Origin of the sequence: Krasilnikoviella flava (assembly GCF_900167525.1) — a bacterium.
Lineage (GTDB): Bacteria > Actinomycetota > Actinomycetes > Actinomycetales > Cellulomonadaceae > Isoptericola > Isoptericola flavus.
In genome coordinates this window covers 78130-97730 of the sequence record NZ_FUZQ01000009.1, presented here as the reverse complement: position 1 = coordinate 97730, position 19601 = coordinate 78130, and the positions used below count along the sequence as shown (strand labels likewise).

Annotated in this window: 20 protein-coding genes; 7 read left to right on the top strand and 13 right to left on the bottom strand. The window is 74.9% G+C overall.

The annotated features are described in order from the left end of the window. Nucleotides 1-7 precede the first annotated feature (7 nt). Both B5Y66_RS21985 and B5Y66_RS21980 read right to left on the bottom strand, forming a co-directional pair. The gene (locus B5Y66_RS21985; RefSeq protein WP_079576774.1) at nucleotides 8-1231 is read right to left on the bottom strand and encodes an acetyl-CoA C-acetyltransferase; all 1224 of its coding nucleotides are present in this window, start codon (nucleotides 1229-1231) and stop codon (nucleotides 8-10) included. 40 nt (nucleotides 1232-1271) lie between these two features. Continuing rightward, a complete protein-coding gene (locus B5Y66_RS21980; RefSeq protein ID WP_079576773.1) occupies nucleotides 1272-2537 on the bottom strand; it encodes an acyl-CoA dehydrogenase family protein in 1266 nt (421 codons plus the stop codon). Nucleotides 2538-2637: 100 nt separating this feature from the next. On the opposite strand from B5Y66_RS21980, the gene B5Y66_RS21975 reads away from it, so the two are divergent. The 5 genes from B5Y66_RS21975 to B5Y66_RS21955 all read left to right on the top strand — a co-directional run bounded on the left by B5Y66_RS21975 (nucleotide 2638) and on the right by B5Y66_RS21955 (nucleotide 7880). After that, on the top strand, nucleotides 2638-3312 hold the full coding sequence (locus B5Y66_RS21975) for a QsdR family transcriptional regulator (RefSeq protein WP_079576772.1): 675 nt from the start codon (nucleotides 2638-2640) through the stop codon (nucleotides 3310-3312). 9 nt (nucleotides 3313-3321) lie between these two features. Then, nucleotides 3322-3747 (top strand): acyl-CoA thioesterase, encoded by a 426-nt coding sequence (locus B5Y66_RS21970; protein ID WP_079576771.1) that lies wholly within the window; start codon nucleotides 3322-3324, stop codon nucleotides 3745-3747. A 121-nt stretch (nucleotides 3748-3868) separates the two neighbouring features. Further along, nucleotides 3869-5002 carry a phosphotransferase family protein gene (locus B5Y66_RS21965; protein ID WP_079576770.1) on the top strand — a complete coding sequence of 378 codons (1134 nt, stop codon included), beginning with the start codon at nucleotides 3869-3871 and terminating at the stop codon, nucleotides 5000-5002. Between the two features lies 1 nt (nucleotide 5003). Then, nucleotides 5004-6221, top strand: coding sequence for an acyl-CoA dehydrogenase family protein (locus B5Y66_RS21960; RefSeq protein ID WP_079576769.1), 1218 nt, complete (start codon nucleotides 5004-5006; stop codon nucleotides 6219-6221). A 42-nt stretch (nucleotides 6222-6263) separates the two neighbouring features. Then, entirely contained in the window at nucleotides 6264-7880 is a 1617-nt protein-coding gene (locus B5Y66_RS21955; protein ID WP_079576768.1) for an AMP-binding protein, read from the top strand. Nucleotides 7881-7990: 110 nt separating this feature from the next. Here the strand turns inward: B5Y66_RS21955 and B5Y66_RS21950 are convergent, their stop codons facing one another. The 9 genes from B5Y66_RS21950 to B5Y66_RS21910 all read right to left on the bottom strand — a co-directional run bounded on the left by B5Y66_RS21950 (nucleotide 7991) and on the right by B5Y66_RS21910 (nucleotide 16226). Continuing rightward, a complete protein-coding gene (locus tag B5Y66_RS21950) occupies nucleotides 7991-9274 on the bottom strand; it encodes an ABC transporter substrate-binding protein (protein WP_079576767.1) in 1284 nt (427 codons plus the stop codon). A 5-nt stretch (nucleotides 9275-9279) separates the two neighbouring features. Further along, nucleotides 9280-10416: a branched-chain amino acid ABC transporter permease gene (locus B5Y66_RS21945; protein WP_079576766.1), complete on the bottom strand. Its 1137-nt coding sequence runs from the start codon at nucleotides 10414-10416 to the stop codon at nucleotides 9280-9282. Continuing rightward, nucleotides 10413-11291 carry an ABC transporter permease subunit gene (locus B5Y66_RS21940; RefSeq protein ID WP_079576765.1) on the bottom strand — a complete coding sequence of 293 codons (879 nt, stop codon included), beginning with the start codon at nucleotides 11289-11291 and terminating at the stop codon, nucleotides 10413-10415. Before B5Y66_RS21940 ends, B5Y66_RS21945 begins: the two co-directional genes overlap by 4 nt. A 21-nt stretch (nucleotides 11292-11312) precedes the next feature. Beyond that, nucleotides 11313-12032, bottom strand: coding sequence for an ABC transporter ATP-binding protein (locus B5Y66_RS21935; protein ID WP_079576764.1), 720 nt, complete (start codon nucleotides 12030-12032; stop codon nucleotides 11313-11315). Continuing rightward, a complete protein-coding gene (locus tag B5Y66_RS21930) occupies nucleotides 12029-12766 on the bottom strand; it encodes an ABC transporter ATP-binding protein (RefSeq protein ID WP_079576763.1) in 738 nt (245 codons plus the stop codon). The genes B5Y66_RS21935 and B5Y66_RS21930 overlap by 4 nt, the downstream gene beginning before the upstream one ends. 119 nt (nucleotides 12767-12885) lie before the next feature. Beyond that, nucleotides 12886-13641, bottom strand: coding sequence for a glucose 1-dehydrogenase (locus tag B5Y66_RS21925; RefSeq protein WP_079576762.1), 756 nt, complete (start codon nucleotides 13639-13641; stop codon nucleotides 12886-12888). A gap of 71 nt (nucleotides 13642-13712) precedes the next feature. Beyond that, entirely contained in the window at nucleotides 13713-14816 is a 1104-nt protein-coding gene (locus B5Y66_RS21920) for an NADPH:quinone oxidoreductase family protein (protein ID WP_245807287.1), read from the bottom strand. 69 nt (nucleotides 14817-14885) lie between these two features. After that, nucleotides 14886-15470, bottom strand: coding sequence for a TetR/AcrR family transcriptional regulator (locus tag B5Y66_RS21915; protein ID WP_079576760.1), 585 nt, complete (start codon nucleotides 15468-15470; stop codon nucleotides 14886-14888). Between the two features lie 12 nt (nucleotides 15471-15482). Beyond that, entirely contained in the window at nucleotides 15483-16226 is a 744-nt protein-coding gene (locus B5Y66_RS21910; protein ID WP_079576759.1) for an SDR family oxidoreductase, read from the bottom strand. Between the two features lie 119 nt (nucleotides 16227-16345). Between B5Y66_RS21910 and B5Y66_RS21905 the strand changes: the two genes are divergently transcribed. Continuing rightward, nucleotides 16346-16888, top strand: a complete 543-nt coding sequence (locus B5Y66_RS21905) for a YbhB/YbcL family Raf kinase inhibitor-like protein (protein WP_139821044.1) — start codon at nucleotides 16346-16348, stop codon at nucleotides 16886-16888. After that, a complete protein-coding gene (locus B5Y66_RS21900) occupies nucleotides 16885-17469 on the top strand; it encodes a YbaK/EbsC family protein (protein WP_079576757.1) in 585 nt (194 codons plus the stop codon). The genes B5Y66_RS21905 and B5Y66_RS21900 overlap by 4 nt, the downstream gene beginning before the upstream one ends. 75 nt (nucleotides 17470-17544) lie before the next feature. Here B5Y66_RS21900 and B5Y66_RS21895 read toward each other — a convergent pair whose 3' ends face one another. Beyond that, nucleotides 17545-18594 carry a siderophore-interacting protein gene (locus B5Y66_RS21895; RefSeq protein ID WP_079576756.1) on the bottom strand — a complete coding sequence of 350 codons (1050 nt, stop codon included), beginning with the start codon at nucleotides 18592-18594 and terminating at the stop codon, nucleotides 17545-17547. 62 nt (nucleotides 18595-18656) lie between these two features. Then, nucleotides 18657-19589, bottom strand: a complete 933-nt coding sequence (locus B5Y66_RS21890) for a universal stress protein (protein ID WP_176168961.1) — start codon at nucleotides 19587-19589, stop codon at nucleotides 18657-18659. Between the last annotated feature and the right edge of the window lie 12 nt (nucleotides 19590-19601).

Genomic DNA, 19601 nt, shown 5'->3' with positions numbered 1-19601 from the left:
GGCGGGCTCAGAGCCGCTCCAGCACCATCGCCATCCCCTGCCCGCCGCCGACGCACATGGCCTCCAGGCCGTAGCGGCCGCCCGACGCCTCGAGTCCGTGGATCAGCGTCGACGTGATGCGGGCGCCGGTCATGCCGAACGGGTGGCCGACGGCGATGGCCCCGCCATGGACGTTGAGCCGGTCCTCCTCGATGCCGAGCTCGAGCGCCGAAGCGATCACCTGCGCGGCGAACGCCTCGTTGATCTCGACCAGGTCCATGTCGTCGATCCCCAGACCTGCACGGGCCAGCGCCTGCCGGCTCGCCCCGACCGGACCGAGGCCCATGACCTCCGGAGACAGGCCGGTGACGCCGGTCGACACGATGCGCGCCAGCGGCGTCAGGCCCAGCTCGTCGACGACGCGGTCGGAGACCACGACGACGGCGGCGGCGCCGTCGTTGAGCGGGCACGCGTTGCCGGCGGTGACGGTGCCGTCGGGCCGGAAGACGGGCTGCAGCGCCGCGAGCCCCTCGACCGTGGTGCCGGGACGCGGCCCGTCGTCCGCGGACACCACCGTCCCGTCGTCGAGCGTGACCGGGGTGATGTCCCGAGCCCAGAACCCGTCGGCGATCGCCGCCTCGGCACGCTGCTGGCTGCGCGCGGCGAACTCGTCCTGCTCGCGGCGGGTGATGCCGCGCAGGTCCGCGACGTTCTCGGCCGTCTGCCCCATGGCGATGTACGCGTCCGGCAACGCCCCGTCGGCGCGCGGGTCGGCCCACGCCCCGGCGCCCCCGACGGCGCGCTTCGCGGTGCGCTCCAGCGCGTCGGCGAAGCGAGGGTTGGTGAGGTCCGTGCCGAGGATCTCGTCGCTGGAGCCGACGGCCATGCCGCTCACCGACTCCACGCCCGCGGACACGAAGACGTCGCCCTCCCCCGCCTTGATGGCGTGGAACGCCATGCGGGTGGTCTGCAGGCTCGACGAGCAGTAGCGCGTGACCGTGGTGCCGGGCACGGTGTCCCACCCGTTCAGCACGGCCACGACCCGGGCCATGTTCATGCCCTGCCGGCCGCCGGGCAGGCCGCAGCCCAGCATCAGGTCGTCGATGCGCGCCGGGTCCAGCCCGGGCACCTGCACGACGGCCGCGGCGGCCATCCGCGCGGCCAGGTCGTCGGCGCGGACGTCCTTCAGCGAGCCCTTGTGCGCGCGGCCGATCGGCGAGCGCGCGGTGGCGACGACGTACGCCTCGGTCATGGTGTCTCCTTCGGGTGCGGTGGTCGGACGGGGCGGGAGCTCAGACGAACGCCGCGTGGCCGGTGATCTCGCGGCCGACGATGAGGTTGTTCATGTCGCGGGTGCCCTCGAACGTGTAGACGGCCTCGGCGTCGGCGAAGAACCGCGCGACGCCCGCGTCGAGCGTGATGCCGTTGCCGCCGCACGCCTCGCGGCACAGCGCGACGGTCTCGCGCATCCGGGTGGTGACGAACGACTTGGCCATCGCCGCGTGCGCGTCCCGCTGGGTGCCGGCGTCCTGCAGCTGGGACACGCGCACGCACACGGCGAGGCTCGCGGTCACGTTGGCGAGCGCCGTGGCGAGCTTGTCCTGAATCAGCTGGTAGCGGGCGATCGGGTGGCCGAACTGCTCGCGCTGCCGGGTGTAGGCGACGGCGGCCTCGTAGGCGCCGATCATCGTGCCGAGCGACTGCCACGACACGCCGTCGCGGGTCACGCGCAGCACCTTCGCGACGTCCTTGAAGCTGTCGATCCCCTGCAGCCGGTCGGCCTCGGCGACCTCGACCCCGTCGAGCACGATGTCCGCGTTCTGCACGATCCGCAGGGACTGCTTGCGCTCGATCTTGGTGGCGGTGAAGCCGGGCGTGCCGCGGCGGACGAGGAAGCCCTTCACCTGGTCGTCGGCGGTGTCCTTGGCCCAGACGACGACGACGTCGGCGAAGGTGGCGTTGCCGATCCAGCGCTTGGCGCCGTCCAGGACCCACGTGTCGCCGTGCCGGGTCGCGGTGGTGCGCAGCCCCTTGGCGGTGTCGGACCCTGCGAGCGGCTCGGTGAGCCCGAACGCCCCGATGACGTCGCCGGCCGCCATCGGCGGCAGCCACTGCTGGCGCTGCTCGGCCGAGCCCCCGAGGCCGATCGAGCTCATGGCCAGACCGCTGGACACGCCGATGAACGTGCAGAACGACGAGTCCACCCGCGCGAGCTCCATGCCGACCCAGCCGCGGAACACCGCCGAGTTCTCGAACCTCGCGGTCTCGGCCCAGGCGGCGCCCACGGAGCCGACCTGGGCGAACGGCTTGAACAGGTGCACCGGGCACTCGGCTCGCTCCCAGTAGTCGTCCGCGATGGGCCGCACCTCGCGCTCCATGAACTCGCGCACGGCGAGCGCCACCTCCTGCTCGCGCGGGGTGAGCACGTCCTGGAAGCCGTAGAAGTCGGCGTCCAGGTGTGCCGGGAGATGTCCGGAAGACCCGCTCGGGCTCGTGGTGGATGGGCCGGTCGTGGGCGCCGTCGGCGGCGCGGGCGTGGCCGGGGAGGTGAACGTCATCGTTGCTCCGATCGTCGTCGAACGGGTTCAGCGTGCCCCACGCTGCATCACTTTTCAAGATGTTGCACGGAAGGCATCTCGTCGCACTAGGCTGGCGGTCATGCCGGACACCGACACGATCGACGGCGCGGACGCCGTCGCGCAGGCCGAGCCCGCCCCGATCGCCGTCGTCGGGCTCGACGCCGCGCCCACCGCCCTGTCCGCCCGCCTCGCGTCCGGTGCGCACCCGGACGCGCACCGGGCTTTCGACCTCGCCCGCGAGACGTTCGTCGCCGGGAACCGGATCGACATGGGCCCCTTGGCGGCGAGCCTGGGAGTCGACCGGACCTCGGTGTTCCGCTGGGTCGGCAACCGGGACGCGCTGCTCGCCGAGGTGCTCTGGTCGCTCGCCGTCCCGACGCTCGTGCAGGCCGACCGCGCGACCGCCGCCAGCGCCGGGGCCGAGCGCGTGGCGGCGCTGCTCACCCACTTCGCCACCGACCTCATCGCCGCCGAGTACTTCCGCGACTTCCTGCGCCGCGAGCCGGGCCGGGCCCTGCGCCTGCTGACCACCAAGGCGAGCCCGATCCAGCGGCGCTACACGGCCACGGCCGAATGGCTCGTGCGCACGCACCTCGGCGACGACCCCTTCGACGGCGCCATCGACCCGCCCACCCTCGCCTACCTGCTGGTGCGCGTCTCGGAGTCCTTCACGTACGCCGACCTCATCGCCGGCGAGGAGCCCAGCCCCGACGGGGCACGCACCGCCTTCCGCCACCTGCTGCGCGTCGCCTGAGGAGACCCGATGACACGCCCCGCCGGACCGGTCCCCGTCCGGGCCCGCCACCCGTTCCCGCTGCGCTGGAACGACAACGACCAGTACGGCCACGTCAACAACACCGTCTACTACGAGGCGATGGACACGGCCGTCAACGCCTGGATGATCGCGCACGGCGGGCTGGACCCGCGCGGCGGCGTGATCGGGCTGTGCGTCGCGTCGTCCTGCGAGTTCCGCGCCTCGGCGTCGTACCCCGAGGAGCTCGAGGTGGGGATCGGCGTCGAACGACTGGGCCGCACCAGCCTCACCTGGGACCTGCACGTGCTGCGCGCGGGCGGCGACGACCCCATCGCCGTCGGCCGGTTCACGCACGTCTTCGTCGACGACGCCTCCCGGCGCCCGGTCCCCGTGCCCGACGGCGTGCGCCGGGCCGTCGCCGCCCTGCAGGACTGACCCGCGGCGCGACCGCGCCGAGCCTCCCCCATGGCAGCAGACCTGTTCGCACGACATACCGACTGCGCGGTATGCTCGCTCGAGCCCCGGAACGGTCCGGGTCGACGGAAGGTGGTCATCGATGACCGACGTGCCCGGAATGGACACCGCAGGGCTGCGGGCGTGGCTGGAGCGGGAGCACCCTGAGCTCGCCGGGGGCGGGCTCACCGCGAGCGTGATCGCCGGCGGCCGGAGCAACCTGACCTACCGGGTGGACGGCGCCCGACTGCCGCTCGTCGTGCGCCGCCCGCCCCTGGGTCACGTGCTGTCCACCGCGCACGACATGCGCCGCGAGCACCGCGTCATCGCCGCCCTCGGAGACGGGCCCGTCCCGGTCCCGCGCACCGTCGACGTGGTGGACGACACCGAGCGGCGGGAGGTCACCGGCACCGTCTTCTTCGTCATGGAGCACGTGGCCGGCACGGTGCTGTCGCGCCCCGGGCAGAACACCACGTTCGCGCCCGACGGGCTGCACGCGCTCGGCCTCGAGCTCGCCGAGGTGCTCGCCGACCTGCACGGCGTGGATCCGGCCGCCGTCGGGCTGGCCGACTTCGGCCGCCCCGACGGCTACCTCGACCGCCAGATGTCCACCTGGCGGCGGCAGTACGACGCGTCGCGCAACCGCCCGCAGCCCGCCCTCGACGCCCTGGCCGAACGGCTCGCCACGACCGTCCCCCCGGCGGGCGCGCGGTCGGGCATCGTGCACGGCGACTTCCGGCTCGACAACGCGATCGTCGCCGGGCCGCCGCACGCTCCGCGGGTGGCCGCCGTCCTCGACTGGGAGATGGCCACCCTCGGCCACCCGCTGGTCGACCTCGGGATGCTCGGCCTGTACTGGGACATCCGCACCCTGACCCGGCACGACGACAGGTCCGACGACGGCGCGCTGAGCGCCGTCGTCCCGGGCGCCGGCTACCCCGAGTTCGCCGAGCTCGTGGACGCCTACGCGGCACGGTCCGGGACCGCGCCGCCCGACCTGTCCTGGTACCGCGCGTTCGCCGCGTACAAGCTCGCCGTGATCCTCGAGGGGATCCACGTCCGCTACCGGGCGGGCGAGACCGTCGGCGAGGGCTTCGACCGCATCGGCGCCCTCGTGGCCCCGCTCGCCGAGGACGGGCTCTCCCACGCGCCGGCGACCCGACCGACCTCCACGCCACGGACCACGCCCCGACCCACCCCGCGACCGGCGGCCACGACACCGACGAGGAGGCCCTGACGTGGACTTCGCCCCCGACGCCCGCACCGCAGAGCTCACCGCGCAGGTCCGCGCGTTCGTCGACGAGCACGTGCTCCCTGCGGAACCGGTCCTCGACGCGCAGCTCGCCGCCACCCCGGACGACTGGTCGCCGCGGCCGGTCGTGCGCGAGCTGCAGGCCGCCGCGCGCACGCAGGGCCTGTGGAACCTGTTCCTCCCGGGCACAGGCCCCGCGGGAGAGCGTGGCGCGGGCCTCACGAACCTGCAGTACGCCCCCCTCGCCGAGCTCACCGGGCGGAGCCCCCGGCTCGCCCCCGCGGCGTTCAACTGCGCCGCCCCCGACACGGGCAACATGGAGCTGCTCGCCCACTTCGGCACGCCGGCGCAGCGGCGCGACTGGCTCGATCCGCTGCTCGACGCCCGCATCCGCTCCGCGTTCTGCATGACCGAGCCCGGAGTCGCCTCCAGCGACGCGTCGCAGATCGGCACGCGCATCCGGCGCGACGGCGACGCTCTGGTGATCACCGGGCGCAAGTGGTGGTCCACGGGCGCGATGAACCCCGGCGCGGCGCTGCTGGTCGTCATGGGCAAGACCGACCCCGACGCGCCGCGGCACCGGCAGCAGTCGATGGTGCTCGTGCCGCGCGACACGCCCGGCGTGACGGTGGTGCGCCCCCTGACCGTCTTCGGCTACGACGACCGCGACCACGGCGGCCACGCCGAGATCGCGTTCGACGACGTCCGGGTGCCCGCCGCGAACCTGCTCGGCGGCGAGGGCGACGGCTTCGCGGTCGCCCAGGCGCGCTTGGGCCCCGGCCGCATCCACCACTGCATGCGGGCCCTCGGCATGGCCGAGCGGGCGCTGGAGCTCGCCGCCGGACGGGCGCGGGAGCGCTCCACGTTCGGCCGCCCGCTCGCCGAGCAGGGCGTCGTGCGCGAGTGGGTCGCGACGTCCCGGGTCGAGGTCGAGGCACTGCGCCTGCTGGTGCTCAAGACGGCCTGGCTCATGGACACCGTCGGCAACCGGCAGGCGATGCGCGAGATCCAGGCGATCAAGATCGCGGTGCCGCGCGCCGTCCAGGCGATCCTCGACCGGGTCATGCAGCTCTTCGGCGCCGCCGGTCTGTCCGGCGACCAGCCGCTGGCCGAGATGTTCGCCGCAGCCCGCGCGACGCGGCTCGCCGACGGGCCCGACGAGGTCCACCTCAGCTCGCTCGGCAAGGCCGAGCTGCGCCCCTGACGCACCCCCCGTCCACGATCGACGACGACGAAAGGACCGGACATGACCCCCACGCCCGACGCCCCCACCCACGACGACGCCGTCGACGGCCCCGGCTTCGGCACGCTGTCGGCGGCGTCGCTGCTCGCGGAGACCGCCCGCCGCCACCCCGCCTACCCGGCGCTGCACTTCGCCGGCACCACGACCACCTACGGCGACCTGTGGGACCAGACCCGCGCCTGCTCCGGGGCCTTGGCCGCGCGCGGCATCGGGCGCGGCTCGCGGGTCGCGATGCTCGTGCCGAACGTGCCCGACTTCGCCCGCGTCTACTACGCCGCGCTCTCGCTGGGCGCCGTCGTCGTGCCGATCCATCTGCTGTTCAAGGCCGGGGAGATCGAGTTCGTGCTGCGCGACAGCGCGGCCGACGTCGTCGTGGTCGCCGCCCCGCTGCTCGCGGAGGCCGTGCCCGCTGCCGAGCGCGCCGGCGTCCCCGTGGTCACGGTGCTCGCCCCCGCCGCCGACCAGGGCGGGCCGGCGCTCCCCCGCCTCGAGGACGAGGCCGCCGCCGCGACGCCGATCGGGCTCCACACGCCCGTGCATCCCACGGACGCCGCGACGATCCTCTACACGAGCGGCACCACCGGGCTGCCCAAGGGCGCCGTCGGCTCCCACCTCGCAGCGGTCGAGCAGGTGCACTGCTCTCTCATCGACTCGTTCGACCTGCGGCACGACGACGTCGTCTTCGGCGGCCTGCCGCTCTTCCACGCCTTCGGTCAGATGGCCGTGATGAACTGCGCGTTCCGCGTGGGCGCGTCCGTGGTGCTGCTCCCCCGCTTCGACCCCGACCAGGCGCTCGAGCTGCTGGTCGCGCACAGGGCCACCGTCTTCACCGCCGTGCCGACCATGTTCGTGGGGATGCTGGAGGCCGCGCACCGCAGCGACGCGCGGCCCCCGCTGCGGTACGCCGTCTCCGGCGGCGCCGCGCTGCCGGTCACCGTGCTCGAGGCCTTCGCCGAGGCGTACGGGGCCGAGGTGCACGAGGGCTACGGGCTCACCGAGACCTCCCCGAGCGTGTCGTTCAACACGGTGCACGAGCCGATCCGCCCCGGCACCGTGGGCCGGCCGATGTGGGGCGTGGACGTGGCGGTCGCCGACGCCGTGATCGACCACGAGGTGCACCTGCTGGCCGAGCCCGGCACGCTCGGCGAGATCGTCGTGCGGGGCCACAACCTCATGAAGGGCTACCTCGGGCGACCCGACGCGTCGGCGGCCGCCGTCGTCGACGGCTGGTTCCGCACGGGCGACCTCGGCACCCTCGACGCCGACGGGATCGTCACCGTCGTGGACCGCAAGAAGGACATGATCATCCGCAACGGCTACAACGTGTATCCCACGGAGGTGGAGGCCGTCCTCGTGGGGCACCCCGACGTCGCGATGGCGGCCGTCTTCGGCGTCCAGGACCCGGTGCACGGGCAGGAGATCCACGCGGCCGTGGTGGGCAGGGACGGCCACGCGCCGGACGCCGGCGAGCTGGTGCCCTGGGTCCGCGAGCGCGTCGCGGCGTTCAAGTACCCGCGGGTGGTGCACGTGGTGGACGAGCTGCCGCTCGGCCCGAGCGGCAAGATCCTCAAGCGCGAGCTGCCGGGCCGCTTCGCCCCGGCGCCCACCACCCCGAGATAGAGCGCGCGCCGCGCCCAGATAGAGCGCGCCGCGCCCAGATAGAGCGCGCCGCGCCGAGATAGAGCGTGGATCTCTATCTCGGCGCGGCGCGCGCTCTATCTCGGCAGGGCTCAGGAGGTCGGGACGCCGTCGTTCTCCAGCGCCACGGGCTGCGGCTCCACGGCCGTCACGGACTCGCCGTCGAGCGCGTACGTGGCGCCCACGTAGTCCTGCACGCCGTCGGCCACGACGGTGATGCCGACCCCGTCGAACGCGGAGTGGTCGTCGGCGCCGAAGGACAGCGGCAGGATGCCGTTGCCCACGAGCTCGCCCGACTCGATCGCCTGGACGAGGCTCTCGCGCGTCGGGTTCTCGCCGGCCTGCGCCAGGGCCTCCGCGAACAGGTAGCCCACGCTCATGCCGTACACGGTGTTGCCGTCGAAGGGGGCGCCGTCGTTGTACTCGTCGTTGATCTGCCGGAACAGCTCCACCCACTCGCCGTCGGGGCCGAAGGGCAGGTAGTTCGCGCTGACGAAGCCCTCCAGCAGGGTGGGCGCCACGTCCTCGCCCAGCAGCTCGACGAGGGTCGGGTAGTCGCCGCCCGAGGACGACGCCATCCACCGCGGGCTCCAGCCCATCTTCGCGGCGGTCCCGACCGCGAGTGCCGTGAACCCGTTGACGGTGGCGAGCAGCACCGTCTCGCACCCGGCGGCCTGCAGCGCCCCGATCTGCGCAGTGACGTCCTGGTTCGACGTCGAGTAGCTCTCGTGCGCGGTCACGCCGTCCGCCCCGGTGACGCGCTCGACCCCCGCGAGGAACTCCTCGCCGAAGTCGTCGTCCTGCCCGAGCACGCACACCTTCTGGTCCGGGTGCTCGTCGGTGGCGTACTGCGCGAGGGCCGCGCCCTCCACCACGTAGTCGGCGTTGAAGCCGAAGGTGCCGGGGTGGCCCTCGGGGTCGTCCCACAGGGTGCTGCCCGACGCCACGAAGAGGTCGGGCACGTCGTGCTGGTCGAGGTAGTCGAGCACCGAGGAGTGCGTCGGGGTGCCCAGCCCGTTGAGCATCGCGAACACACCGTCGGACTGCACGAGCTCGCGCACCACGGTCTGGGTGGTGGCGGGGTTGTAGCCGTCGTCCTTCACGACGTACTCGATGGTGCGGTCGTGGATGCCGCCGGAGGCGTTGACGTGGTCGAAGTACGCCTTCGTGGCCGCGGAGATCGACGAGTAGCCGGCCGCGGCCGGGCCCGTCAGCGGCTGGTGCGTGCCGACCGTGACGACGTCGTCGCTGATGCCGGGGGTCGCGGCGGCGGGCGTGCTGCAGCCGGCGAGCGCGAGGCAGGCGACGGCGGTCGCCGCGACGGCGCCGGTCGCCCTGGCGTCGACACCGGTGGTGGCGGTGCGGGGGTTCCGCATGGGGATCACCTCTCTGTGGGCGCGGGCGCGTCGGTGCGCGCGCGGGTGGGGGGACGGGAGCTGGGGTCGGGGCCGGGCACCGGGGCGCGACGTCGGGCTGTGGCACGGGCGAGCCCACCCGGCCAGGCCAGGGTCACGACGATGAGCAGGGCGCCGAAGACGAGGACGGCGAGGTTGCCGGACAGTCGCTGCTCGAGGTCGGCCGGGACGCCGACGGCGCCGGTGACGGTGTCGACGAGCCACGGCAGCAGGACGACGAGCGCCGCGCCCGCGGCCGCGCCGCCGAGGCTGCCGAGCCCGCCGACGACCGCGGCCACGACGAGCAGCAGCGAGAAGGCGAGGTCGTAGCGGCCCGGCCCGACGGACTGGGTGACCAAGCACAGGACGGCGCCGCCGAGGCCGGCGGAGAGCGAGCTCGCGACGAACGCCCCGACCTTGACCCGGGCGGGCGACACCCCGGCGAGCCGCGCGGCGGTCTCGTCGCCGTGGACGGCGCGCATGCGCAGCCCGGCGCGGCCGGAGCGCAGCACCGCGAGGGGGGTGACGGCGAGCGCGGCCACCACGATCGCGAGCCAGGCGTGCCACTGCTCCACGACGACCAGCCGCGACAACGCCTCGGGCACGGCCTCGAACGGGACGGCGAGCCCCTGGTCGCCGCCGAGCGCGGGCACCTGCGTGGCGAGCGCGGGCAGGGCGACGACCATCGCGAGCGTCAGGCCCGCCAGGTACGGCCCGCGCAGTCGTGCGCCGGCCAGGCCGAGCAGCCCGCCGACCGCGCCCGAGGCGACGAGGGCCCCGACCAGCCCGACGACGACGCGCACGAGTGCCGCGACCCCGTCGCCGTCGAGCCCCGCGCCGGCGGCGGCGTTCACCGCGAGGGCGTAGCCGTAGCCGCCCGCCGCCATGAGCACGGCGTGCCCGAGGGAGAGCTGGCCGGTCAGCCCGACGAGGAGAGTCAGGCCCGACGTCGCGCAGAAGGTCGCGGCAACGACGGCGAGCTGGTAGTTGCGGTAGGGGTCGAGCAGGAACGTCGCGGCGATCGCCAGCAGCGTCAGCAGCGCCGCCCGCACCAGGATCCGCTGGGTGCGGGTCAGGCGGCCGGCGGGGCGGAGGGCGGGCCCCGCGGGTCTCGTGGTCGTCATGCGGTCCGCACCTCCGTGGTCGCGAAGATCCCGCCGGGGCGCACCAGCAGCACGAGCGTCAGCAGCGCCAGCACGGCGAGCGGCGCGACGCCCGCGCCGAGGTAGCCCGTGACGAGGCTGACGAGCACCCCGACGGCGACGCCGCCGACGAGCGCGCCGGTCGGCGAGTCGAGCCCCCCGAGCACCGCGACGGTGAACGCGTGCACGAAGAGCAGGTCGGCGGAGTGGGCGTTGAGGCCCAGCTCCGTCGGCACGAGGAGCAGGGCCGCGAGTGCCGCGACGGCGCCGGAGAGCGCCCACCCGAGGGTGACCATGCGCGGCACGCGCACGCCGAGCAGCCGGGACACCTCGGGGGCGGCGGCCGACGCCCGCAGCTGCAGGCCCAGCGAGGTGCCGTTGAAGAGCCACGCGAGGAGCCCGACCACCGCCAGCGCCACGACCAGCACGAACAGGTCGTACGGCGAGAGCAGGGGCACGCCACCCACGACGAGCGGGCGCTCGTCGAACGGCGCGACCATCGGCCGGTGCCGCGGGCCGAAGGCGATCCCCAGGGCCGACTGCAGCACCATGACCAGCCCGATGGCGACGATCATGCCGGGCAGCGGGGTGGCCTGCGGCACCCGCCGCATCAGGCCACGCTCGACGGCCGCGCTGAGCGCTGCGCCGGCGAGGAGGGCCGCGGCCAGGCCCGCCCAGAACGACCCGGTGGCGCCCGTGACCGCGAACGCGGCGAACACCGCGGCCGTGGCGGTCGCCGCCTGCGCGAAGTTCACGAGGCGCGCGGCCCGCCAGACGATGACGAGCGACAGGGCGAAGAGCGCGACGACGAGCCCCCGGGCGAGCCCGGTGGCGAGGAGGAAGACGAGCCGGTCCATCGGAACCTCTCGGAGAACGGGTCAGAAGCCCAGGTAGGCGTGGCGGAGGGTGGGGTCGCCCGCGAGCTCGGCGGCGGGCGCGTCGGCCACCACCGCGCCGAGGCTCAGCACGACGCCGCGGTCGGCGATCGACAGCGCGCTGGTGACGTTCTGCTCGGCGAGCAGCACGGTCAGGCCGGTCTCTCGGGCGGTGGTGCGCAGCACGCCCATCAGCTGCGCGACGACGCGCGGCGCGAGGCCGAGCGAGGGCTCGTCGAGCAGCAGCACGCGCGGGCGCGCGAGCAGCGCCCGGCCGAGGGCGAGCATCTGCCGCTCCCCGCCGGAGAGCTGGTGCCCGAGGCTGGTGCGCCGGCGGGCGAGCGGCTCGAACAGGTCGTAGGTGCGCGCGACGGCGGCGCGGCGCGCGGCGCGGCCCGGGTGGCACCACAGCGCGCCGAGGTGGAGGTTCTCGTCCACGGTCAGCTCGGTGACGACGCTGCGGCCCTCCGGCACCTGGGCCAGCCCGCGCCGCGCGCGGTCCTCGACGCTCAGCGCGGTGAGGTCGGCGCCGTCCAGCAGCACCCGGCCCGCCCGGGGCGGTGTCAGCCCGGAGGCCGCGCGAAGCAGGGTGGTCTTGCCGGCGCCGTTGGCGCCGAGAAGTGCCACGACCTCGCCGGGCGCGACCTCGAGGCGGAGGTCGTCGAGCACGGGCGCTCCCGCGTAGCCCACGGTGAGCCCGTCGACGGCGAGGGCCGGCGTCATGCGGCCACCAGCCCGAGGTAGGCCGCCTCGACGGCAGGGTCGGCGCGCACCTCGTCGGGCGTGCCGCTCGCGACCACGCGGCCGAAGTCGAGCACGACGACGCGGTCGGCGACGTCCATGACGAAGTCGACGTGGTGCTCCACGAGCAGCACGGCGCACCCGTCCGCGACGACGTCGCGCACCACCCCGGCGAGCGCGGCGATGTCCTCGCTCCCGAGCCCGCCCGCGGGCTCGTCGAGCAGCAGGAGGCGCGGACGCGCCACGAGCGCGCGGGCGAGCGCCACCCGCTTGCGCACGGGGTACGGCAGGGCGTCGACCGGCGTGGCAGCGTCACCCTGGAGGTCGAGCCGCGCGAGCGCGGCCGCGGCGGTCTCCGCCGCGCCGGCGGCGCCCGCGACCGGCACCAGAACGTTCTCGAGCACCGTCAGCCCCGTGAAGAGGCCGAGGCCCTGGAGCGTGCGGGCCAGGCCGCGGTCGAGCAGGCGGGTCGGGGACGTCGGCGCGGCGAGCCCGTCGAGGAGGACGCTGCCCGTCGAGGGCCGCACGAGACCGCACACGGCGTTGAAGACGGTGGTCTTGCCGGCGCCGTTGGGCCCGATGAGGGCGACGGTCTCGGCCTCGGCGGCGGCGCCGACGGTGAGGTCCACGCCGTCGAGGGCGGTCAGGCCGCCGAACGTGACGGTGAGGCCGGAGACCTCGAGCCGGGGAGGGAGCGTTGGGGCGGGGCTGGACATCGGCACCTCTTCGTGTCGGGTGCTGCCACGCTAGCGGATAAACCGACTGGCCGGTATGCCTCCCGCGACATTCTTCCGAACGTTGCGCTCCCGTGATGTCCGACGGTGCCGGCGGGCGCTCAGACGCCCGCGGTGAGCCCCCCGTCGACGACGAGCTCCGTGCCCGTGAGGTAGGCCGACGCGTCGCTCGCGAGGAACAGCACGGCGCCCGCGACATCCCCCGGCACCGCGGCGCGGCCGATCGGGATCGGCACCGCCTCGACGTCGATGCGCGTCGTCATCTCCGTCCGCACCAGGCCGGGGTGCACGGAGTTCACCCGGATGCCGCTGCGGCCGAGCTCCACCGCGAGCGACTTGGTGAGGCCGCGCACGCCGAACTTGGACGCCACGTACCCGTGCAGCCGCTCTCCGCCCCGCAGCCCCTCGACCGACGACACGTTGACGATCGACCCGCCACCGGCGGCCCGCATGACCGGCACCACCGTGCGGCAGCCCAGGAAGGTGCCGGTGAGGTTGACCGCGATCACCGCGTCCCACTTGGCCGTGGTGTAGTGCTCGATCGGCGCCGAGTTCGCGATCCCGGCGTTGTTCACCAGCACGTCCAGGCCTCCGAACGCCTCGACCGACGCCGCGACCGCCGTCTCCCAGCCCGCCTCGTCGGTCACGTCGAGATGCACGTACCGCGCCCGCGCGCCGAGGTCGGCCGCGAGCGCGGCGCCCTCGTCGTCGAGCAGGTCGGCCACCACGACGGCGGCGCCCGCGGTGTGCAGCGCACGGACGTACGCCTCGCCCAGGCCGCGCGCTCCGCCCGTGACGAGCGCGACGCGTCCCTCCAGCGGTCGGTCCGGGGCGGGCAGGGCACGGTGAGGGGTCATGGGAGTCCTCCGGTCGGGGTGCGGGCGTCACGCCTCCCGGCACGGCCGGCGCGGGGGTGACGAGGGTCGGGTCAGGCGGCGACGCGGACGACGAGGCGGCCGGTCGTCGTGCCGCCGGCGAGTCGCTGCACGGCGGCAGGCGCGTCCTCGAAGGGCACGGCACCGACGACGACGGGCCGCACGACGCCCTCGTCGGCGAGGCGCGTCAGCTCACGGTGCGCGGCGTCGACCAGGTCAGGACGGCACTGCTGGTAGAGCGCCCAGTGCAGGCCGAGCACGTCGTAGTTCTTCACGAGCAGGTGGTTCGCCCGCACCTCGGGCACGCGCCCGCCCGCGAAGCCGACCACCACGACACGGCCCTCGAAGGCCACGCAGCGCACGGAGCTCTCGAAGGACCCGCCGCCCACCGGGTCCAGGACGACGTCCGCCCCGGTGCCGCCGGTGAGCTCCTTGACCTGCGCGGCGAGGTCGTCGCCGCGCACGAGCACGTGGTGCGCGCCCGCCGCGGTCGCGACGTCGGCCTTCGCCGCGCTGCCCACCACGCCGATCACGCGGGCACCGGCCGCGACGCCCAGCTGCACCGCGGCCGTGCCGACGCCGCCTGCGGCGGCGTGCACGAGCAGGTGCTCGCCGGGCCGGACCCGCGCCTTGCGATGCAGCCCGAACCACGCCGTCTGGTAGGCGATGGTCAGCGCGGCGGCCTCGGCGTCGCCCAGCCCGCCCGGCGCGGGGTGCACCGCGGCGGCGGGCAGCACCGCCAGCTCCGACAGCACGCCGATCGCGGAGCCCACGACCCGCACGCCCGGCGCGAGACCCCGCTCCCCGGTGGGGACGCCCTCCCCCAGCGTCACGACGTCACCGCACAGCTCGATGCCGGGCACGAACGGCGGCTCGGGCCGCACCTGGTACTCACCGCGTGCGAGCAGCACGTCGGGGAAGTTCACCGCCACGGCGCGCACCCGCACGAGCACCTCGCCCGGCCCGGGCACGGGGGCGGGCACCTCGTCGAGGCGCAGCACGTCGGCCGGCTCCCCGGGGCCGGTCACGCGCCAGGCACGCATCGTCGGCGCGGCGGCCCCGTCGCCGGGGGTACGGGCGGGAGCGCGGGTCTCGGCGGGGCCCGGAGGGGCAGGGCGGGCAGGGCGGGCAGGGCTCGGGCCGGGCAGCGTCGTCATCGTCGCTCTCGTCTCGTCGGTCTCGCGTCGCCGGCTTCCCGTCGTCCGCGGGTGCCGGGTCGGCGGCGGTCAGGTCGTGGCGGTGCGGATACCGCGCAGGAACAGCTCCGTGAGCTGCTGGGCCACCTCGGTCTTGGTCTCGGGACCGTCCGGCGAGTACCAGTGCGACAGGTAGTGCACGTCGCTGAAGAAGTGCGCGACGAGCACGGACCGCGGCACGTCGGTGCGGAAGACGCCCTCGTCCTGCCCTCGCCGCAGCAGCGCCGCGAACTCGTCGTGGTACTCACGGCGCCGCTGCGTCACCTCCTTGAGCCGCGGCTCGGCGAGCATGTGCATGCTGCGGAAGAACACGGTGCCCTCCGGCAGGAAGTCGATCGACGTCTCGACGACGTCGACGCACACGTCCCGCACGACGTCCTCGACCGCCCCGCCCACGGCGACGATCTGGTCGAGGTGGGACTTCTGCAGCGCCAGCATCCGGTCGTAGATGGCGAACAGCAGGTCGTCCTTGGACTGGAAGTAGTGGTACATGGCGCCCTTGGTGACGCCCGCGGCCTCGACGATCTGCTGCACGCTGGTCGTGGCGTACCCCTGCGTGGCGAACAGGTCCAGGGCGGCCGCGGTGACCCGGTCGGCGACGTGGGTGCTCCTCATGGCTCCCATCCTTCACCCCACCGGCCCGATGCTCGCGCCACCGTCGATCCGGAGCGTCTGCCCCGTCACCCAGGCCGCGTCGTCGGACAGCAGGAACGCGATCGCGCCCGCGACGTCGTCGGGCTGCCCGAGGCGCCCGAGCGGGTACCGCGCGACCGCCTCGTCCTCGTGCCCCTCGTAGAGCGCGCGGGAGAAGCGCGTCTTCACGACGGCCGGAGCCACGGCGTTGACACGGAGGGCGGGCGCCAGCTCGTACGCGAGCTGTTGCGTGAGGTTGATCAGGGCCGCCTTGGAGGCGCCGTAGAAGGCGATGCTCGGGCTGGACGACGTCCCGGAGATCGACGCGACGTTCACGATCGACCGGTGCAGCCCACCGGCGACGGCGTCCCGCGTCCACTCGAGCGCGGCCACGACGTTGACCTCGAGGATCTTGCGGGCGACGCCGGGGTCGACCTCGAGCGCCGGGCCCCAGGCCGGGTTGATGCCGGCGTTGTTCACCAGGTGGTCGAGGCGGCCGTGCCGCTCGGCGACGTGGGCGAGGGTCGCGGCACGGTGCTCGGGGTCGTCGACCCGGCCCGCGACACCCGAGGCCCGGTCGGCGCCGAGGGCGGCGACGGCCTCGTCGAGGGCCTCCTGCCGGCGCCCGGTGAGCACGACCGCGGCGCCCTCGTCCACGAGCCGTCGCGCCACGGCCAGCCCGATCCCCCGGGTGCCGCCCGTCACGAGCGCCACCCTGTCCGCGAACCTGAGCACCATCGCCTCCTCGCACCGCCCCGGCGGGCGTACCGTCTGGTCGGTTTGTGCGAGCACGGTATCACGACGCGCCCGCGCCCCGTCCTGGCCAGCACCGTCGACGGTCGGGCACCATGACACGCATGACGACCGGCACCGACTTCGAGCGCCCGCTTCCCCCCGACCCGTACTCCCTGCTCCCCGTCCCCACCACGTTCGCACTGAAGAGCGCGGACGTCGCCGAGGGCGAGCCCCTCGCCGCCGACTTCAGCGTCGACGGCGCGGACGTGTCTCCCCACCTCCGGTGGTCCGGCGCACCGGAGGGCACCCGCTCCTACGCGGTCAGCTGCTTCGACCCCGACGCGCCGACGCCGTCCGGGTACTGGCACTGGACCGTCGTCGACCTGCCCGCCGAGGTGACGTCGCTGGAGCGCGACGCCGGGGCCGTCGGCGGATCGGGGCTGCCGGCCGGCGCGTTCCACGTCGCCAGCGACGGCGGGCGCCTCGGCTTCGAGGGCGCCGGCCCGCCGCCCGGTGACCGCCCGCACCGCTACGTCTTCGCGGTGCACGCGCTCGACGTCCCGACGCTGGGCCTGTCGGAGAGCAACAGCCCGGTGCACGTCGCCTTCAACGTCTACTTCCACGTCCTCGCGCGCGCCACGCTCACGGCGACGTACCGCCGATGAGCGGCGCGACCACCCCCGGCCTCCCGAGGCTCGGCGACCTGGCGTGGGCACCCGCCCTCGACCACCCGGAGCTGCTCGCCCCGACCGTGGCCGAGGCCCTGCGCGCGTGGGCCGGCCGGGACGACCGGGTCCGCGACCTCGTGGCCGTCACCGAGATCGACCCGGACCACGCCGACACGGCCACGCTGAACGACATGCACGGGCTGCCGCCCGAGGCGTCCGCCAACTGCGTGGTGGTCGCGGGGCGTCGGGGCGACGTCGAGCAGGTCGCCGCCTGCGTCGTCACGGCCGCCACGTTCGCCGACGTGAACACCCGGGTGCGCAAGCTGCTCGACGCCCGCAAGGCGTCGTTCCTGCCCATGGACCGCGCGACGGCGGAGTCCGGGATGGAGTACGGCGGCATCACCCCCGTAGGCCTGCCCGCAGGGTGGCGCGTGCTCGTGGACTCACGGTTCGCCGCGCCCGACGTGCTCGCGCTCATGGGCTCCGGCGTGCGGCGGTCCAAGCTGCTGATGCCCGGCGAGCTGCTCTGCGCCATGCCAGGGGTCGAGGTCGTCGAGGGCCTCGGCGTCGCGCGCTGACCCGCACGCACGACGCCCCGCCTCCCGGCCTCGGCGGTCGGGGGCGGGGCGTCGTCGGTCAGCCTCGAGGGGAGGTCAGCACTCCGCGCGGCCGCGGCGCCAGTAGCCCATGAAGGCGACGGCCTTGCGGTCCACGCCCTTCTCGGAGACGAGGTACCGGCGCAGCGTCTTGATCGAGCCGGCCTCGCCGGCGAACCAGGCGTACAGCACCGTGTCCTGCGCGAGCGGCTGGCCGGTCGCGTCGACGGGGACCTCCCAGAGGATCTCCGCGTCGATGTCGACGTCGGGCAGCTCGCCGTCCAGGTCGACGCCCGCGGCGGTCGGCACCGGGGCGTCCGCCTCGGCGGCGAGCAGCTCGGGCGCCGCCGGGGCGTCCGCCGACGGGCGCACGCCCATGGCGAGCAGCCGGTCCGCGGCCTCCTTCACGGCGGGCACCAGGACGTCGCCGTGCTCGCGGTCCTCGCGCGGCAGCCAGGAGATCCGCACGCCGGCGGGCGCGGCCAGCGTCCAGCGGTCCTCGCGGTGCGGCACCTCGAGGAAGACCTCGCCGACGGCGTCGTCGGGCAGGGACTCGCAGATCGCGGCGATCGCCGGGACGGCGGTCTCGTCGCCGGCGAGCAGCAGTGCGTGGCTGCGTGCGGGCGGGTTGAACTCGAGCCCGCCGTGCGGGCCGTCGGTGTACGCGGCGTTGGGCCCCATGATGACGAGCGGGGCGCCCGGCTTCGCGCCGTTGGCCCAGCGCGAGGCCGGGCCCGTGTCGCCGTGCAGCACGATGTCGACGTCCACCTCGCGCCGGTCCTGGCGGACGGCGCGCACGGTGTAGGTGCGCAGCGGGTTGCGACGCTCCTCGGGCAGCGCCCGCCAGGAGGTGAACCAGTCGGGGTTCTGCCGGTCGAGGTACTCCCAGCCGCCGCACGGCGCCGGGAGCAGGAACTTGATGCGCTGGTCACGACCGTTGTCGGCGAACTGGTCGAGGTCGTCGCCGGTGAACGTGATGCGGATGAACGACGGACAGAGCCGGGTGACCCGGGAGACGACGACGTCGAACATGCGGTACGGCTGCGCGGGGGCGGCGTCCGGTGCGGTGCGGTCGGCGCGCTCGGTCGCCTCGACGGTCTCGGTCACGGTGGTAAGCCTAACCTCACCTGGCCGGTCGTCCGCAAGGGCTGGTGACCGTCGTCACACGGTCAGCCCGGGTCGGCCATGCCGGGCGCCCGCACCACCACGACCGGGCAGACCGCCGTCCGCACCAGCGTGTGCGTCGCGGAGCCCAGCAGCAGGGACGCGAACCCGCCGCGCCCACGGGTGCCCAGCAGCAGCCGCTCGGCACCCTCCGCCTCGCGGTGCAGCACCCGCGCCACGTGGCCCTCCCGGGTCTCCCCGACCACCTCGAGCGCACCGTCGCTCGCACCACGCTCGCGCAGCCGGTCCTCCACCCGGGCCAGCCCCTTCTGCAGCACCGGGCCGGCGTCCGCCTCGGTGATGTCGTGCCCCTCGTGCTCGGTCGGGCCTCGCGAGGTGACCCATTCGGCGACCCCAGGACGCCACACCACGACGACGCGCAACGTGCGCCCGAGCTCCCAGGCCGTCGCGGTGGCGGCGTCGAGAGCGAGGCCGGAGGGCTCCGAGCCGTCGTAGCCGACGACCACGGGGGCATCGGGGGGCAGGTCGGCCCGTGCGGCGTCGGCGGGCACCACGACCACGGGACAGAGCGCGTGCGCGGTGACCTGCAGCACCACGCTGCCCCGGACGGCCTCGTACAGGCCGCCGTGCCCGGTCGCGCCCAGCACGAGGGCACCCGCGTCGTGGGACACGCCCACGAGCGCGGCCGCGGGCGACGCATACTCGACGTACGTCTCGGTCTCCACGCCCGGCGCGACGTCGCGGGCCCGGGCCGCCGCCTCCTCGACGACGGGCCAGGGGCCCTCGTGGCCGCGGTCGCCCAGGTCGTCGCCGTGGGGGCGGGCCGCGACGCCCGTGTCGTGGGCGTCGCGCACGTACACCACGCGCAGGACGGCGCCCCGCATGCGGGCCTCGCGCGCCGCCCAGGCGAGGGCGACGTCGGCGGGCTCCGACGCGTCGTACCCGACCACCACCGGGGCGGTCCTGTGCTCGCTCACCTCACCATCCTC

Coding starts and splice junctions, on each gene's coding strand:
- B5Y66_RS21985 (WP_079576774.1), bottom strand. CDS start 1,231: ATGACCGAGGCGTACGTCGTCGCCACCGCGCGCTCGCCGATCGGCCGC.
- B5Y66_RS21980 (WP_079576773.1), bottom strand. CDS start 2,537: ATGACGTTCACCTCCCCGGCCACGCCCGCGCCGCCGACGGCGCCCACG.
- B5Y66_RS21975 (WP_079576772.1), top strand. CDS start 2,638: ATGCCGGACACCGACACGATCGACGGCGCGGACGCCGTCGCGCAGGCC.
- B5Y66_RS21970 (WP_079576771.1), top strand. CDS start 3,322: ATGACACGCCCCGCCGGACCGGTCCCCGTCCGGGCCCGCCACCCGTTC.
- B5Y66_RS21965 (WP_079576770.1), top strand. CDS start 3,869: ATGACCGACGTGCCCGGAATGGACACCGCAGGGCTGCGGGCGTGGCTG.
- B5Y66_RS21955 (WP_079576768.1), top strand. CDS start 6,264: ATGACCCCCACGCCCGACGCCCCCACCCACGACGACGCCGTCGACGGC.
- B5Y66_RS21950 (WP_079576767.1), bottom strand. CDS start 9,274: ATGCGGAACCCCCGCACCGCCACCACCGGTGTCGACGCCAGGGCGACC.
- B5Y66_RS21945 (WP_079576766.1), bottom strand. CDS start 10,416: ATGACGACCACGAGACCCGCGGGGCCCGCCCTCCGCCCCGCCGGCCGC.
- B5Y66_RS21940 (WP_079576765.1), bottom strand. CDS start 11,291: ATGGACCGGCTCGTCTTCCTCCTCGCCACCGGGCTCGCCCGGGGGCTC.
- B5Y66_RS21935 (WP_079576764.1), bottom strand. CDS start 12,032: ATGACGCCGGCCCTCGCCGTCGACGGGCTCACCGTGGGCTACGCGGGA.
- B5Y66_RS21930 (WP_079576763.1), bottom strand. CDS start 12,766: ATGTCCAGCCCCGCCCCAACGCTCCCTCCCCGGCTCGAGGTCTCCGGC.
- B5Y66_RS21925 (WP_079576762.1), bottom strand. CDS start 13,641: ATGACCCCTCACCGTGCCCTGCCCGCCCCGGACCGACCGCTGGAGGGA.
- B5Y66_RS21920 (WP_245807287.1), bottom strand. CDS start 14,816: ATGACGACGCTGCCCGGCCCGAGCCCTGCCCGCCCTGCCCGCCCTGCC.
- B5Y66_RS21915 (WP_079576760.1), bottom strand. CDS start 15,470: ATGAGGAGCACCCACGTCGCCGACCGGGTCACCGCGGCCGCCCTGGAC.
- B5Y66_RS21910 (WP_079576759.1), bottom strand. CDS start 16,226: ATGGTGCTCAGGTTCGCGGACAGGGTGGCGCTCGTGACGGGCGGCACC.
- B5Y66_RS21905 (WP_139821044.1), top strand. CDS start 16,346: ATGACGACCGGCACCGACTTCGAGCGCCCGCTTCCCCCCGACCCGTAC.
- B5Y66_RS21900 (WP_079576757.1), top strand. CDS start 16,885: ATGAGCGGCGCGACCACCCCCGGCCTCCCGAGGCTCGGCGACCTGGCG.